This is a genomic window from Winogradskyella sp. PG-2, assembly GCF_000828715.1.
Classification (GTDB): domain Bacteria; phylum Bacteroidota; class Bacteroidia; order Flavobacteriales; family Flavobacteriaceae; genus Winogradskyella.
This window is the reverse complement of record NZ_AP014583.1, coordinates 755,685-772,599: the sequence shown is the minus strand read 5'-3', so window position 1 is coordinate 772,599 and position 16,915 is coordinate 755,685. Positions and strand designations below refer to the sequence as shown.

Below are 16,915 nucleotides of genomic sequence, written 5' to 3'. Positions count from 1 at the left end.
AATGAAACATATTTTTATCATAGGAGTTGGTTTAATTGGAGGCAGTTTTGCTTTGGATATAAAAAAGCAAAATTCAGAATGTACAATCTATGGAATTGATAAGGATGATGCACATTTAAATGAAGCCATTGAATTAGGTGTTATTGATAAAAAATCAAAACTCGAAGATTTAGATAAAGCAGATTTAGTTGTCGTTGCGATTCCGGTTGATGCGACTTTAAAAGTATTGCCAAAAGTTTTAGATAATGTTTCAGACCATGCAATTGTTTTTGATGCTGGATCGACTAAGGAAGATATTTGTACTAAGGTTAAAGACCATCCAAAACGCAGAAATTATTTAGCAGCACATCCAATAGCAGGTACAGAATATTCGGGCCCAAGTGCAGCGATTTATGGCCTATATAAGAATAAAACTAATATTATTTGTGAGGTAGAAGAAACTGCTTTTAAGCTTCAAGAAAAAGCATTAAAGTTATTTTCAGAATTAGGAATGCGAATTCGTTATATGAATCCTAAAGCGCATGACAAACATATTGCCTATGTATCTCATTTATCTCATATTAGTTCATTTATGCTAGGTAAAACAGTAATTGATAAAGAGAAAAATGAGCGCGATATTTTTGATATGGCGGGTAGTGGATTTGAAAGTACTGTGCGTTTAGCCAAAAGTTCGCCAGCAATGTGGACACCAATTTTTGAGCAAAATAAGACTAACGTTATCGAAACTTTAGATGAATATATAAATAACCTTAAGCATTTTAAAAAACTGATGGAAGATGGGGATTTTGAAGCAGTTTATAAAGAAATGGAAACAACGAATCATATAACAGACATATTAAACGGAATTAAATAAAACTTATAAAAGAAGATTAATAAGCAAAATGGAAAATAAAAAAGAAATGAGAACATGGTTGGATGATATGAAATTAAATCATCCACTAGTTATAGCAGGACCATGTAGCGCAGAGACTGAAGAACAAGTGTTAAAAATAGCTCACGAGCTAAAAGATACTGATGTTAACTACTATAGAGCTGGTATTTGGAAACCAAGAACGCGTCCAGGAAATTTTGAAGGGGTTGGAGCATTAGGTTTAAAATGGTTGCAAAAAGTAAAATCAGAAACAGGAATGAAAACTTGTACTGAAGTTGCTAATAGAAATCATGTAGAATTAGCATTAGAACACGATGTAGATTTGTTATGGATTGGTGCACGTTCTACAGTGAGTCCTTTTATAATGCAAGAATTAGCAGATGCTTTAGCTGGTACTGATAAGATAGTATTAGTTAAGAATCCAGTAAACCCAGATTTAGCTCTATGGTTAGGAGGTATTGAAAGATTATATACTGCAGGTATTAAAAATTTAGGTGCAATTCATAGAGGATTTTCAACTTATGAAAAGTCTAAATATAGAAATATACCAGAGTGGCAATTGGCAATTGAGTTTCAGAATAAGTTTCCAGATTTACCACTAATTAACGACCCATCACATATTACAGGTAAGAGAGATATGGTTTTTGATGTGTCTCAAACTGCCTTAGATCTTAATTTTGATGGCTTAATGATCGAAACGCATACAGATCCTGATAATGCTTGGAGTGATGCTGCACAGCAAGTTACACCAAATACCTTGGTTCAAATGATGAAAGATTTAAAGATTAGAAAAGAGTCAGATCCTGAAGCTGAGTACAACTCAGAACTTAATAACTTAAGGGCTCAGATTGATGTTGTAGATAATCAAATCATAGACCTTTTAGGGAAGCGAATGAAAGTTGCTGACGGTATTGGGAAACTTAAAAAACAAAAGAATGTTGCTGTTTTACAATCTAAACGTTGGAACGAAATTTTAGGCAAAATGGTCTTAGAAGGTGAGGAAAGAGGACTGAGTGAAGAGTTTATTTTACGAATGTTTAAGGCGATTCATCAAGAATCGATTAACCATCAAGAGAAGGTCATTAACCATTAAGATTCATATATAAATAAAAAAAGGCTCACAATTTGTGAGCCTTTTATGTTATTCTTCATTCCATTTCCAACCATTTTTAAAATAGACAACTTTCATAATATCATTCCAATTCTTTTTGTGCATTTTAAATTGCTCTTCTGTTAAGATAGGTTCTATTCGGGTATCCATTTTGGTAACTAGCTTCCCAAGCTCTTCTTTCATTTCCTCATCTGTGTAATCTTTATCTTTATCATTAAGACGTTGCATGTCATAGACATAATGTAATAAATATCTATAATACTCTTCTTCAACCTCGTCTGTGAGCTTCATTTTTTTCATTTTGTTATAAAAAAGCATTTGCAGATTTGCTCTTTCTTCAACGGTCAATATTTCAACTTTATTTTTTTCTCTATCCAATTCCTTTTGGGATTGACCAATCGCAAAAGAAAATGTTAGTACAAAAATTAATATAAAAATTAGTTTAATTGTTTTCATCATAGTTTTGTTTTATAAATTTATTATCTAAGTTCTATTTTTTTGATTTATATACTTTCCAACAACTATAGCAGTTAAAATAACCAAATAGAATTGACCTATTAATCCAATAAATACTGATGCTTTTTGAGCTATCGGTGTTATTGGTAAAATGTCACCATATCCGATTGTCATTAAAGTAATATAGCTATAATACATTAGTGATTCTGTCATTTCTCCATTATCAAGCATCAATCCAGAAAATGAATTAGGATAAATAATTTCAATGCTTAGACACATAAAAAAAGATAAAAGCCCTAATGAAATGTAACCGCTTATTAAACCTAAAATGACATTTTTACCTACAAGTTTAGCTTTCCAGACTTGTATAATTATTTCAATGGTAACTAATCCATAAAATATAAAGTAAGAGGCTAATTTAATATAGTTGAAGCTGTCGTTGTCACCTGAATTCAAAATGTTAGCTATTAACCCAGTAATAAATAACCCTATAAAAACTAAAATAAAAAAAGATGATTTTCGGTTTTTACATACTAATAACACTCCTGATACTATATTGAACAAAAGAAAAATAGGCATTATCCAATTTTCAAATAGCTGAATTGGAATAAATAAAGATCCAAATAGTATAAACAACTGAGTAATTAGAAACAGTTCAAAACGATATGTATATAATCTGTCTATCACTAAAGTTATACTAATCGTCCATTATAGATTCATCAAATTTATAGCCCTTGTAGTTTACTTTAAATAAAATACTGTAGAATGAAGGAATAAAAAGCAATGTGATTACTGTTCCGAAGAGTAAACCAATCATAATACTTACTGCCATACCTTCCCACATTTCTCCTCCACTTAAATATAATGGAATTAAGCCTAAAACTGTTGTGAAGGTCGCTAGAAGTATAGGTCTAAATCGTTGCAAACACGCAGCAATAATGGCATCTTCAATAGGTCGTTTTATTTCACTTTCTTCTATTTGAATTCTGTCTATTAAAACGATTGCATTATTAATAACTATTCCTGCTAAGGAAATAACACCTAAGAAAGGCATAAAACCAAAAGGTTCTTGAAATATTAATAAGCCAATTACAACGCCAATAATTCCTAATGGTATAGTAGAGGCTACCATTATTGTTTTTCTAACTGAATTAAACTGAATAATTAAAAGGAGAAGTATTATAAAACCAGAAAGTGGTAAATAACTTATAACTGCACCCATATTCTCTGCTGTATTTTCAGCATCACCACCAAACTTATAGGTATAACCCTCAGGCCAGTCTTTAGAAACTTCTTCCATATAAGGAGTAATTATTTTCATTATTGCAGAAGCATTTCCATTGGCATTTAATTCTGAACCTACATTAATTGTTCTATCAATATCTAGTCGCTTTATTTTAGCATATTGCCACTTTGGCTCAATACTGGCCACTTGGAGTAAGGGAACACTTTTGCCAGAATTCTGTGCGTAAATATTCAATGTTTCTATAGATGCTAAGGTTTGTTGTTGACTTTCATTACTGCGCATTAAGATAGGAATTGACTTGTCGTTTTCACGATATTCACCAGTTTGAAAACCATCTAAAACAGTTTGAAGTGATGTAGCTATATCAGCACTAGTAACACCAGCCATTTGTGCTTTGTTCTGATCAATATTAACAGCAAACTTTTTTGTTTTTGGTCCCCAATCATCTTTAATATTTTTAGTACCAGAAACCGTTTTTAGTTTTTGTTTAGTCTGTTCTGAAAGTTTTGCTAAAATATCTGGATTATCTCCTGAAATTTTAATCTCGATCGGTGTACCACCACCACCAGAAGCTAAGAGTCCGACTTTAATGTCAGCATTAGGAAAATTATTAAAACAATAGCTGTCTAATTTTTCTACAATTTCATTATTGTAAATAAAGTCTGAGGTATTAATTAAGATATGAGCATAACTTGCATCTGGCTCATCAGTAGAATAACCTAGATCATAAGAAGAAGGGCCTTCGCCAATGTAAGCAGACCAATCTGAAATACCATTAGCTCTAGTATCATTTACTAATAAATCAGATACAATGAACGCTTCAATATCTTTTATGACTTCTTGTGTTGCTTCAATGCGTGAACCTTGGGGTAAATTAATGTCTATAGTTACCATGTTACGATCACTATCTGGAAAGAATACAAATGGGATTTTTCCAAAACCTAAAAGTGACAAAAAGAATGCAGCAATAATTCCAAACAGTACAAAGCGCTTATATGAGAGAGCTATGAGTATTAAATTTTTATAATAGAGTTTAAGTTTATTGATGATTTTATCAATAAAAGATTCCTTTTTCTCAGCTTTTGGTGTCACTTTAAGGAACATAAAACATAATAAGGTGATTACGGTTAATGCCAAAATCCAAGATGATAATAATGCTAATGAAATTACTACGAATATTGGGCCTACAATATCTCCCATTGTAGATTCTGCCATATAAAAAGCCAAGAATGCAGCAGATGTTGTTAAGGTAGAAATGAGCAGTGGTGTAAATAGTTCTCTACAAGCATCAATAGCAGCTTTTTTAGCTTCTACACCATTCTCCATCTTTACCAAAATAGTTTCCGCAACAACAATGGCATTATCTACCATCATACCTAATGCCATAATAAGAGCCGCAAGAGTTACCTGATTTAATCCCATATCTATAATTCCCATAAGCATTAAGGTCATTATAGTTACCATTGGTATTAAACTTGCAATGATACCTCCAGTTCTTACACCTAAGAAAACTAACATTACAATTAATACAATAGATATAGACTGAATTAAGTTGACAATAAAATCACTAATCTTATTATCAATATAAGTATCCAAAGAGGACAAACGTTTTAGCTCAAGGCCAACAGGAAGCTTATTTTTCCATTCCTTTATTACAAGGTCGAGATCAGATCCAAGTTGAATTACATTTGCCCCTTCTTTGAGACTGACATGCATTGAAATAGCTTCTTGACCATTTACAGTGACTAATTGTTTAGGAGGATCTATATAATCTTGTTTTACAGTGGTAATGTCACCTAAATATACTAATTGAGTACCATCTCCCACAGGAATCAACGTTTGCTTAATATCTTCAATTGAATTAAAATTACCAGTGGGTTCTAGTATAATACGTTCGTTACCTAAATTAACTTGTCCACCAGAACTTAGAATATTAGTTGATCCTATAATACTTTGTAATTTAGAAGCAGATAAGCCATATTCTTTTAATCTTGTATTGTCAAATTCTATAAATATGCGTTCATCTTGTACTCCACCAACTTCAACTTTTGCTGCTAAGTCTAATTTTATAAGATCATCTTTTATATCATCCACATAGTCTTTAGCCTCAGCATAGGAATAGCCATCAATTACTAAACCTACAGCAATGCCAAAAACTTCACCTAAACCATCATCATTAAGATTTGGATTAACTCCAGAGGGTAAACCTTGTAATTGAGAGAGCTTACGTCTTAGTCTGTCCCAAACTGATTGTAAATCTTCAGGTTTTACCTGGTCTTTTAATTCTACTGTTACTACTGAAAGACCTGACCTAGATGTACTTGTTACCTTTTTTAATTCAGGTAATTCTTGTACTATTTTTTCAACTTTATCAGTTACTAATTGTTCTACACGCTCAGGACTTGAACCAGGGAAGGACGAAACTACCGTAGCAACTCTAACCGTATAAGGAGGCATACTATCTCGAGATAACGATTGATAGAATACCATACCCATAATTAAAATTGTGGTAAGAACTGTAAATGTAATTCGGTTTCTATTGATGGAAAATGCTGTTAAGTTCATCTAAGCTTAGTTTAGTTTTACGTCTTGTCCATCTAATAATGTCTGTAAGCCAGCTGTTGCAATTTTTTGACCAGCATTTAGGCCTGTTTTAATCTCAAAACCTTCAGGAGTAAGCTCACCTATTGTAACTGTTTGCCGCTTTACAGTTGCTTTATCTTTTTCACCTTCTATTAAGAAGACAAATCGTCCATCTCCATCTTCACCTACAGCACTGGCTGGAACAACGAGCATATCTTTTCCTAGGTCTTCATCAACAAATTCAAAAAGCACATTAGCAGCCATGCCACTTTTAATGCGTTCGTCAGAATCCGTTACCATAACTGTAATTGGGTATGTAGATGTGTTAGTATCTAGAGCTGGAGCAACCTCAGTAATTATAGCACTGAATGTTTCACCTTCAATAGCAGTAAAGGTCACTTTTACTTTCATGTCTTTCTTTACGGTATTAATAACAGATTCTGGCAAGCCTAAACCAATTTCAATTGCTGTTCCCGCATTCAAAACACCAACCACTTGACCTGGCGTAACGTTTTCATCTACTTCAGCAGCGACAGAAGCAATAACTCCATCTTCAGGAGCATATAAATAACCAAATCGAATCTGATCTTGTTGAATCGCAACACTACGTTTTGAAGATTCAAAACTCGCGACTGCTGTTCTGTATGAGTTTTTTGCAGCTTCATAGTCACTTAACGAAGCACTACCTTTTTCGTATAAAGTTCGCACTCGGTTTAATGATAGTTTGGCAGTATTCATTTGAGATTCCGAGCTGTTTTTGGATGAAATAGAAGACTCATAATTTAATCTAGCACTAACGTTATCGAGTGTTCCTAATAGCTGACCTTTTTTAACTTTTTGACCTAACTTCATGTCTAGTTTAGTAATAATCCCATTACTTCTAAAACTGAGATTAACAATTTTTTCTGTCTTGGCAGTACCACTAAATTGACGAGCTTTTTCTCCACCCAAATAGGTGACTTCACCATATTTTACAGGTCGTAAAATAACTTCTTCTTTAACTTCTTTTTCTCCACAACTCATTAAAAGGAGTACTATAAGTAAACTACTTATTTTAAAGATTCGATTAGATAGCATTATCATATTGTGTTTTGTGTTAATCGTTATTTTGAGTAAATTCTAAAAAGCGTTGAATAAAGGCTTGGCGTTCACTTTCATCTTGTAATAAGAAAAACAAACCTAAAGAGCGTTCTAGTTGCATGGATCCTTGTAAATAATTGTATGTTGCATTTGCACTTGCAAGCTGAGCTTGTAAATAATTATTTTGAGCATCTAATAACTGAACAATATTTACAGCGCCATTGGCATAAGATGTTTGCGTTAAATCTAAGGCTTCTTTTGCTGTTTCTTCAAATACTTTTGATAACTGAATATTTGAAACTTGATTAATTAATTCTAGGACAGCATCATTGATATTCTTTTCGATATTAAGAGTAACATTATCCTTGGAAATTTCAATTTGTTCCTTTTGAATTGAAGCTATCTGTTTGTTTATATTTTGCTTATTCTGATTAAAAATAGGTATAGATACATTTAGACCAACGGTGTAATAGCCATCTGGTAATGCAGGAAACGTTTGTGGGAAATTAGCTCCAGCTCCAGATCGTGAAAATTCGTAATTATACTGACCTTGTAATGCCAATGTTGGTAAAAAACGTCCAGCTCCAAACAACCGTTCGCTTCGCTCAGTAGCTTTTAGATTATAATCTAAAGCCTTTAACTCTGGAGCATTAGCAATAGCTTCTTGTACTAAGAACTTTACAAAAGGGATTCTAAGCGTTGGGTCGTCTAAAAATTGTCCTAATTGTTCGTAATTATAATTACTGAATATTCCTTTTTGCAATTCAGCTTCCTCAACATCAATTTTTGTATCTATTGGATTATTTAATAATTGATTTAATGTATAATAACCTTGCTCCAATTGATTAATCGCCTCAACCATTTGTTGCGTATTCTGCGCCATTTCAGATTTAAATCTTAAAACATCAGATTTCCCAGCCTGCCCAGCTTCGTAATTTTCTGTAGCAATTTTTAAGTTATACTTTGTTAATTCTAAATTTTGATTCTGAATAGATAAATTTGCTTTTAGGATTAAAGCCGTAAAATAAGCTGTAGCTGTATTAAAAACAGTGTTTAGAACTTCACTATTATACTTTTCTTGCTGTGCATCTCTCAATGACTTCTGTATACTTATGTTAGCATTTGCAGCTTCAGAGAATATGGTTTGCTGTAATGTTACATTGCCAGAAGTTGAAACTTCAGGATTCTGACCATTACTAACTTCTGCTAACTCTGGATCTACATATGTTCCGGTCGCACCGGCAGAAATATCTGGTAAGTAGTCACTCTTAGCGAGTTGTAAATCTTTTTGTGTAAGACTAATGTCTTTTTCAATGGTCTGCAACTCCAAGTTTTTGGCAATTACTTCTTGCATTACGCTTACTAATGTATAAGTCTTATCAGCTACAATTTCTTTGGGGTTACCTACAAAGCTGGTTGATGCAATTAAACTGTACTTGAGGGGTAAACCAATTTTTTCAGCAGTATTATAGTTAACTGTTAAGGTGCTTTTTGATTCTAACTTTGTGCTTAATGTTGATAAATCATCACCATTTACAACAGACTCTACTGTTAAAGCTATTCTTCTAAAAAATTGGTTTAATTCAGATTGGTCATGATTGGTTGCAAGAATACCATTCATTACGTCTTTAACGGGATTAGACGTAAATGATGGTAATTTTTTTTCTATCAATACATTTGCCAATTGCTGCATTTCACTATCAGATAAGTAAAAGCCACCTGCTAGATATACTGCATCAATATCCTCTAAGCTTGCTATTATATCAGAATAATTCTCAAAAGTAATAAGTCGCATTTCAAGATCTAATGCTCTGCCAATATCATCAAATGTTTTAGCGATTGGTAAATTGTCAGTGAAAGCTTTTTCTACTATCACTCCAATTTTTTTAGGATTAGACAACTTTTGCAAGAGCTTTATATCTTCAGTATAAGATTGAGATGTTACAATCGATGTGTAGTTTTTTATATTTGAAACTAAGGTCTGATCTTTCAGTAACTCTTCGCTCAATGCGCCAAAAACGATAGTTGGTTTTTCATAAGTGCCAATCTTAGAAATAACGGCATTATTAACTATTCCAAATGCAATAATGATATTGGTGTCGTTTTGTACAAGAGTATTGTAGTTGTTTAATGCTATAGTTGTATCAAAGTTGTTAACCAACATATTATTTTGAGGAAATTCTATAATTGCATCTTCACCTACAACAGCAGATATTTCATTAGACAATTCTTTTAAAAGCCCTTCTATTTCAGTAGAATTTTTATCCAGTAGATAACCTATTTTGTATGTTTTTGTTTGGCCAAAAGAAAACGCAGTAATGCATAAAGCAATAAAAATACTGGGGAAATGACGCATTGGTTAGGTGTTTAAGTTGGTATAAATAATAAAAGTAGTTCATATTTGTTTATGAACCAATAATTTAAGTGCTATTTCAATTTTGTTTAATGTTTTAAGTTATTTAATTCGTTTTTTAATTCGTTTTTTAATAAATAACTTAAACAATAAGATCTGTTTTTATATCGTGTAGATGAATTAAAGTTTTTAGATTTGGTGCGTTATAGTATTGAAGAAAGATAAGAATAAGGAAAAGGCTTGCTAATTTGCAAACCTTTTCCTTAGTTAGAATTAACAAGTTATAAACTTCTTTTAAAAGTATATCTAGTAATAAAAATACCTTTGTTATCTCCTTTTCCTCCTACACTTTCAACACCAGTATTTATAAAAGCGATTTCCCAACCTTCAGCAATCATTGCATTAATCTTTGACGTCATTATAGCATCATTTGCCGCAATATTTTGGAAACGAATACCACCTAAATTATAGAAGTTTAATAATTTAGTTTCTTCATAATCTTTAATACGGATGTCTCCTCTTTTAGATTTGTTTTTTTCATCTTTATCCTTATCACCAGATCTTGTCGTTGTATACTCTTGGTAATCTTTAACTTCATTTGCAGAAATCATACGAGATCTACCAAGTCCATTAGGTACAACAGATTCAATTACAGTTACAACTTTGTACTCAACCTGAGCCATTGATTTTTCTTCATTAGTATTTTCTTTATTGATAAAAGAAAAAGAAACAAGGCCAACAGCAATCGCTGCGATAAATAAGGAATTTTTTTTCATGATAAGTGTTTTAGTATTAGGACTCTAAAATAATGATTTTTATTATAAAATTGTTTCCTTTGCTATTGTCTAATTAATATGAATGACAGGAACAGTATATAAATCTACAGGTAGTTGGTACACTGTAAAAACTATAAACGGTAAATTCTATGAATGTAGAATTAAAGGGCGTTTTAGGTTAGAGGGTATTAAAAGCACTAATCCTATTGCGGTAGGAGATATAGTAGAGTTTGAGCTTGAAACAAAAAACAATACCCAAACAGGAGTTATTAATCGTATTGAAGAACGTAAAAACTATATCGTAAGAAAGTCTGTTAATCTCTCTAAGCAAACACACATTATTGCTTCTAATATAGATCAAGTATTTCTATTAGTAACTATTGATAATCCAACGACATTTACCAGTTTTATTGATCGTTTTTTAGTAACAGCAGAAGCCTATTCTGTAAAAACTGTTTTATTATTCAATAAGATTGATACTTATGAAGAAGAGACCTTGCTTGAGGTGAAATATTTGGCAAGTGTTTATAGGCAAATTGGATATGAGTGTATAGAAATTTCTGCTAAAACATCTGAAAACATTGAAAAGGTAAAAGATTTGATGATTGATAAAGTCAGTATGTTTGCAGGTCATTCAGGTGTTGGTAAATCTACTTTAGTAAATGCTATTGAACCTTTATTAGATTTAAAAACTAAGGCTATTTCTGAGCAACATATGCAAGGTCAGCATACAACAACTTTTGCAGAGATGTTCGATTTAAGTTTTGATGCTAAAATTATAGATACTCCAGGTATAAAAGGCTTTGGAGTTGTGGATATGGAACGCGAAGAAGTTGGTGATTATTTTCCTGAATTTTTTGCTTTAAAACAAGATTGTAAATTCAATAATTGCTTGCATTTAAAAGAGCCTAAATGTGCTGTAAAAGCTGCGCTAGATAATGATGAGGTTTCATATTCTAGATACAGAAGTTATCTTCAGATACTAGAAGGAGAAAATGAACATTATAGAACTGATAATTGGGATAACGAATGAAAGTAGTGATACAAAGAGTTTCAGAAGCTTCAGTTATAATTAATAACTCTGAAGTTGCATCAATTAAAAAGGGGCTATTAATTCTTCTAGGAATTGTTAGTGAAGATAGTCAAGATGATATCAATTGGCTTTGTAACAAGATTTTGAATCTACGTATCTTCCCAGATACAAATAATGTGATGAATACCTCATTGTTAGATGCTGAAGGAAATATAATTGTAGTAAGTCAGTTTACACTTCATGCAAGTACAAAAAAAGGGAATCGTCCAAGTTATATTAAAGCCGCTAAACCAGATGTTGCAATTCCGCTTTATGAAGCTTTTGTAAAAACACTTAAAACTGAATCAGGGAAACCTATTCAAACAGGAGAATTTGGGGCAGACATGAAAGTCCATTTAGTGAATGACGGACCAGTGACAATAATCATAGACTCTAAAGACAAAATCTAATGGCATCACTCTTTGGTCATGGATTAGTCGCTTTTACCACATCAAAACTTATAGATTCTAAATCGAGTAAATTGCTTTTGTTTTTAGCCATTTGTTCTTCAATTTTACCAGATTTAGATGTTTTAACTTTTAATTTCGGAATTTCATATTCACATCCTTTTGGTCACAGAGGCTTTACACATTCTTTATTATTTGCGTTGCTATAGAGTGTTTTACTCTAATTTTTATTTGGAAAATCTAGAAAACTTATATTTTCAATTGTTTTGTTTCTCTCTACATTATCTCATGGCGCTTTAGACGCAATGACATCTGGAGGAAAAGGAGTTGGTTTTTTTATACCGTTTGAAAATTCGAGATATTTTTTTCCGTTTAGAGAAATAAAAGTATCTCCTATTGGTGTTGAGCGTTTTTTTTCAGAATGGGGAGTTAACGTTCTATTGAGCGAGCTAAAATATATTGGTATACCATGTTTTATAGTTTTGGCTGTTATGTTTATAGCGAGAGAATCACGCAATTATTATCAGAAATCTAAAAAAAGAGCAGATTAACGAATAATTGATAAACGTAGGAAATATATGATATAAATCGTTTGTTGTAAAGGATTTACTTTTTATATTGTATAACCTAACTCAATTACATCAATCTATGCCTAGAATAAAATCTATTCTATCCCTCTTTTTATTATTTATTTCATTTTACAGCTTTTCACAAACAGAAGATGCCTACAGTGCTTTATTGGTACCAGATGAATTGAAAACTAAAGTAAATGCTGTCGTTAGGTATGAGCAAAAAATAGTTGAGATTATTAGTGTAGAAGAGATAAAGGTGACTAAAAAGCGCATTACTACTGTGTTTAATAAATATGGTAATAGACATATTAATGCAGGTGAAGGGTATGATTCTCATAGGGAAATAAAAGACATAGAAGCTCGTATTTACGATGCCTCTGGTGAAGAAATTAAAAAGATAAAAGAACGGGATTTTGTGGATGCGAGTGCTGTGAGTCAAATATCAATCTATGAAGATGACCGTGTTAAATACCTAAAATATATTCCTGTTAAATATCCTTATACTGTAGAGTATACTTCAGAAGTTAAATATAAAAGCACTGCGTTTTTTCCAAATTGGCAACCTATAGATGATTTTTATCTGAGTGTACAACATGCTGAATACAAAATTGTCAATACAGCTGGTGTTGATTTAAAAGTAAAAAAGGAGAATTTTAATAATTATAATATAGAAGAGGTTGCTGAGCACCATTTTAAAGCAAATAATATAAAAGGGGTAAAATATGAAGCTTATACTCCCAACTTAAAAAGTATACTTCCTAATTACAAAGTGGCTTTGAAATCATTTAGTATGATTGGTGTAGAAGGTGTAAATAATGATTGGAATGACTTTGGTAAATGGATGTACGACCGTTTATTAACTGGCACAGATCAAATTCCGGAACAACGAATTACTGAAGTTCAAAACCTAACCGCTGGAGTTACCGATAAAATAGAGCGTGCAAAAATGATATATAAATACATGCAAGACAAAACACGCTATATAAGTATACAAGTTGGTATAGGTGGATGGAAACCTATGTTAGCTAATGATGTAGATAAGTTAGGTTATGCAGACTGTAAAGGCTTAACTAATTATACTAAAGCTCTATTAGAAGCTGTGGATGTACCATCATATTACACCGTTGTTTATGGTGGTAATAGTATTAGAAATATTGATGATGAGTTTTCTCAAATAGAAGGTAATCATGTGATTCTCTGTGTGCCCAATGAAGATGAAAATATATTTTTAGAATGTACGAGCCAAACCAATCCTTTTGGTTTTACAGCAGGTTTTACTGATGATAGAGATGTTTTATTGGTTAAGCCTGAAGGAGGTGAAATTGTGCATACTAAAGTGTATGAAGCTGATGATAGTATTCAAAAAACAGTAGCAAGAATTAATTTAGATGATACAGGTAGTTTTACTGCAGAAGTTAATATAACTACTACAGGATTTCAGTATAATATTCATGAAGGTATTGAAACAGAAACAGAAAGAGATCAACAATTACATTATAAAGATTATTGGGATAATATCAATGGTTTAACTATTAATGATATAGTAATTGAGAATGACAAGAAGAATATAATTTATAAAGAGGATATAAAATTATCTTCAACAAATTATGCCTCAAAAAGTGGTGTGAGACTCATATTTCAGCCTAATATGTTTAATAAGGTAACAAATATTCCTCCACGATATTCTGAGCGAAGACTTGAGTTTAAAATTGATCGTGCCTTTAAAGATGTAGACGAATTTGTGATACAAATTCCGGAGGGGTTAAAAATTGAAGCCATGACTGAAGGCAAAGAATTGAATACAAAATTTGGTACCTATAACTTTAAACTAGAAGCTTTAGAGGGTAACAAAATTAAATATGCTAGAACCTATATTTTAAATAAAGGTAATTACGAAAAAGAAGATTATAAAGCCTTCAGAGATTTTAGAAAACAAATCGTTAAAAACGACAAAACTAAAGTCGTTTTAATTAAAGCTTAAAATCATTACTCAACATTAAATTAGCTATTAATACCATCTTATCACATGAAAAATTTATTACTCATTTATACATTCGTTTTTTCTCTAAATCAAATCAATGGTCAAAACTATGATTTTGGTAAAGTCTCAAAAAGCGAATTGCAAGAAAAATATTACCCAACAGATTCTAGTGCAAGCGCTGCAATTCTATATAGAAGCGAAAATATTATATTCACTTTTAATCAAAATAACGGGTTTACGCAGCAAAAAGAGGTTGAAATGCGTATAAAAATATATAATAAGGAAGGTTTTGATTGGGCCAATAAAAAGGTATATCTCTACAAAGGGAGTGGAGGAAATAATGAAAATATAAAAGGATTAAAAGGAACGACATATAATTTAGAAGGTGGTAAGATTAAGAAGGAAAAATTAAAAAGTGACGGAATTTTTAAGGAAGAAGCATCTGAGATTTACGAGGCAACTTCATTTACACTGCGAAACGTAAAGGTTGGATCTGTAATAGAATATAAATATACAATATCATCTCCCTTTGTTCAGTTAGATGATATTAATGTACAGTATGCTATTCCTGTCAAAAAAATAGATGTTAGTGTAGCTACTCCTCAATTCTATAGATACAATGTTCGCTTGAATCCGAAGGCTTTCTATAATGTAAATTATACAACAACCAGAAAAGATAAAATTTTAAGTACCAGCAGAAAAGTTGAAAATGGTAGTTATGTAGGTTCAGGCGTTTCTCGTAAGAGTAGTGAAACAAGATATTTCGATAATGTAGTGATGCTTTCAGAAGAAAACATTCCTTCATTAAAGGCAGAATCTTACTCAGGAAATATTAATAACTACAAAGCAAAATTAAGTTTAGAATTAGAGGCGAGATTAAATTTGGATGGTGTTGTAGAAAAATCATTTGCTTCAAGTTGGGATAGAGTTGCTAAAAACATATATGAGAGTAATAGCTTTGGAGGTCAAATTGAAAAATTTAGTTTTTATAAAGATGATCTAAGTACCATAACTCAAGGCATTGATAATGATTTTCAGAAAGCATTTTTAGTTGAAAGTTTAGTGAAGTCAAAAGTTAAATGGAATGGTAATTATGGAAAATATGCTCAAAAAGGAATTCGATCTGCTTATAAAGATGGTGAAGGTAATGTTGCGGACCTAAATCTATTGGTGACTTCAATGCTGAGATCTTTGGGTGTAAATGCAAATCCTGTATTAATAAGTACTAGAAACAATGGTGTTCCATTATTCCCAACGAGAGAAGGTTTTAATTATGTGATTTGTGTAGTTCAAAGCGGTAATAGTTATTTATTAATTGATGCTACAGAAAGATTTAGTGGTAATAATGTATTGCCAGAGCGTGTTTTAAATTGGCAAGGACGTGTTATTTTAGAAGGAGGCAGGTCGAGATGGATAAATATAAAACCGAATAAAAAATCTACCGAATCTACAATGTTGAATGTGACTGTTAATGATGATTTCTCAGCAAATGGTAAAGTGAGGAAAAGCTACACGTCGTATTTGGCAATGTCATATAGAAATAGATATACTAACCTAAGTAAAGATGACCATATTAAATCTATAGAAGCCAATAAAGGAGATATAGAAATTAGCGAATTAAGTTTTGAAAACGATAAGGATATAAGTAAACCTGTTAAAATAACTTATGATTATGAATTGTCTGATGGTATAGACGAAGTGGGAGATAAACTTTATTTTTCACCATTATTATTTTTGGCAACCAAAGAGAATCCTTTTAAATTAGAAGAGCGCATATATCCTATTGATTTTGTCTTGCCATACCAAGATAAATTTTTAGTTAATATCCTCATGCCAGAAGGTTATAAGGTTGAGTCTTTACCAAAAAGTGAAGCTCTAGCATTTAAAGATGGTGCTGTAAAATTTGAGTATATATTTAAAGAAAGCGGTAAGTATTTACAATTAAGTATGAAATTAGAAATTAATAATCCTATAGTACAATCATTAGATTATCAGGATTTTAAGTCTTTTTTTAGCAAAGTTGTAGAAAAACAAGCAGAACAAATAGTTTTAACTAAAGCCTAGTTATGAATATTAAAAATTCACAAAAAGAAGTCGACGATTGGATTAAAGAACATGGAGTACGTTACTTTAATGAGCTTACTAATATGGCCCAACTCACAGAGGAAGTTGGAGAAGTAGCACGCATAATTGCTAGACGTTATGGTGAGCAAAGTGAAAAAGAAAGTGATAAGGATAAAGACTTAGGAGAAGAATTAGCGGATGTTATGTTTGTGGTTTTATGTTTAGCAAACCAAACAGGAATTGATTTACAAGATGCGTTTGATAAAAAAATGGATAAAAAAACAAAACGAGATCACGATAGACATCATAATAATGAGAAATTAAAGTAGATTTGTAGCTTCAA

The 16,915-nt window shown here is 31.7% G+C and carries 13 protein-coding genes and 1 pseudogene; 8 read left to right on the top strand and 6 right to left on the bottom strand.

Annotated elements, in window-relative coordinates:
* Position 1 precedes the first annotated feature (1 nt).
* The gene (locus tag WPG_RS03550) at positions 2-853 is read left to right on the top strand and encodes a prephenate dehydrogenase (RefSeq protein WP_045469436.1); all 852 of its coding nucleotides are present in this window, start codon (positions 2-4) and stop codon (positions 851-853) included.
* Positions 854-881: 28 nt separating this feature from the next.
* Entirely contained in the window at positions 882-1,964 is a 1,083-nt protein-coding gene (locus WPG_RS03545; protein WP_045469434.1) for a bifunctional 3-deoxy-7-phosphoheptulonate synthase/chorismate mutase type II, read from the top strand.
* Positions 1,965-2,012: 48 nt separating this feature from the next.
* Here the strand turns inward: WPG_RS03545 and WPG_RS03540 are convergent, their stop codons facing one another.
* From WPG_RS03540 to WPG_RS03515, 6 genes are all read right to left on the bottom strand, one after another.
* The gene (locus WPG_RS03540; protein ID WP_045469433.1) at positions 2,013-2,441 is read right to left on the bottom strand and encodes a hypothetical protein; all 429 of its coding nucleotides are present in this window, start codon (positions 2,439-2,441) and stop codon (positions 2,013-2,015) included.
* 24 nt (positions 2,442-2,465) lie between these two features.
* Entirely contained in the window at positions 2,466-3,125 is a 660-nt protein-coding gene (locus WPG_RS03535) for an ion channel (protein ID WP_144374410.1), read from the bottom strand.
* A 10-nt stretch (positions 3,126-3,135) separates the two neighbouring features.
* The gene (locus WPG_RS03530; protein ID WP_045469429.1) at positions 3,136-6,249 is read right to left on the bottom strand and encodes an efflux RND transporter permease subunit; all 3,114 of its coding nucleotides are present in this window, start codon (positions 6,247-6,249) and stop codon (positions 3,136-3,138) included.
* A 6-nt stretch (positions 6,250-6,255) separates the two neighbouring features.
* Positions 6,256-7,344 carry an efflux RND transporter periplasmic adaptor subunit gene (locus WPG_RS03525; protein ID WP_045475128.1) on the bottom strand — a complete coding sequence of 363 codons (1,089 nt, stop codon included), beginning with the start codon at positions 7,342-7,344 and terminating at the stop codon, positions 6,256-6,258.
* Between the two features lie 19 nt (positions 7,345-7,363).
* Positions 7,364-9,703: a TolC family protein gene (locus tag WPG_RS03520; RefSeq protein WP_045469427.1), complete on the bottom strand. Its 2,340-nt coding sequence runs from the start codon at positions 9,701-9,703 to the stop codon at positions 7,364-7,366.
* A gap of 278 nt (positions 9,704-9,981) precedes the next feature.
* Positions 9,982-10,383: a hypothetical protein gene (locus tag WPG_RS03515; RefSeq protein ID WP_045475126.1), complete on the bottom strand. Its 402-nt coding sequence runs from the start codon at positions 10,381-10,383 to the stop codon at positions 9,982-9,984.
* A gap of 175 nt (positions 10,384-10,558) precedes the next feature.
* On the opposite strand from WPG_RS03515, the gene rsgA reads away from it, so the two are divergent.
* The 6 genes and pseudogenes from rsgA (at position 10,559) to WPG_RS03485 (ending at position 16,901) form a co-directional block, all read left to right on the top strand.
* Positions 10,559-11,509, top strand: a complete 951-nt coding sequence (gene rsgA, locus WPG_RS03510) for a ribosome small subunit-dependent GTPase A (protein WP_045469424.1) — start codon at positions 10,559-10,561, stop codon at positions 11,507-11,509.
* Positions 11,506-11,958 carry a D-aminoacyl-tRNA deacylase gene (dtd, locus tag WPG_RS03505; protein WP_045469422.1) on the top strand — a complete coding sequence of 151 codons (453 nt, stop codon included), beginning with the start codon at positions 11,506-11,508 and terminating at the stop codon, positions 11,956-11,958. Before rsgA ends, dtd begins: the two co-directional genes overlap by 4 nt.
* A pseudogene (locus WPG_RS03500) lies at positions 11,958-12,506 on the top strand (metal-dependent hydrolase). Before dtd ends, WPG_RS03500 begins: the two are co-directional and overlap by 1 nt.
* A gap of 97 nt (positions 12,507-12,603) precedes the next feature.
* The gene (locus tag WPG_RS03495; RefSeq protein ID WP_045469420.1) at positions 12,604-14,508 is read left to right on the top strand and encodes a DUF3857 domain-containing protein; all 1,905 of its coding nucleotides are present in this window, start codon (positions 12,604-12,606) and stop codon (positions 14,506-14,508) included.
* Positions 14,509-14,553: 45 nt separating this feature from the next.
* Positions 14,554-16,572 (top strand): DUF3857 domain-containing protein, encoded by a 2,019-nt coding sequence (locus tag WPG_RS03490; protein ID WP_045469418.1) that lies wholly within the window; start codon positions 14,554-14,556, stop codon positions 16,570-16,572.
* Positions 16,573-16,574: 2 nt separating this feature from the next.
* Positions 16,575-16,901: a nucleotide pyrophosphohydrolase gene (locus tag WPG_RS03485; protein ID WP_045469416.1), complete on the top strand. Its 327-nt coding sequence runs from the start codon at positions 16,575-16,577 to the stop codon at positions 16,899-16,901.
* The last annotated feature ends 14 nt before the right edge of the window (positions 16,902-16,915 follow it).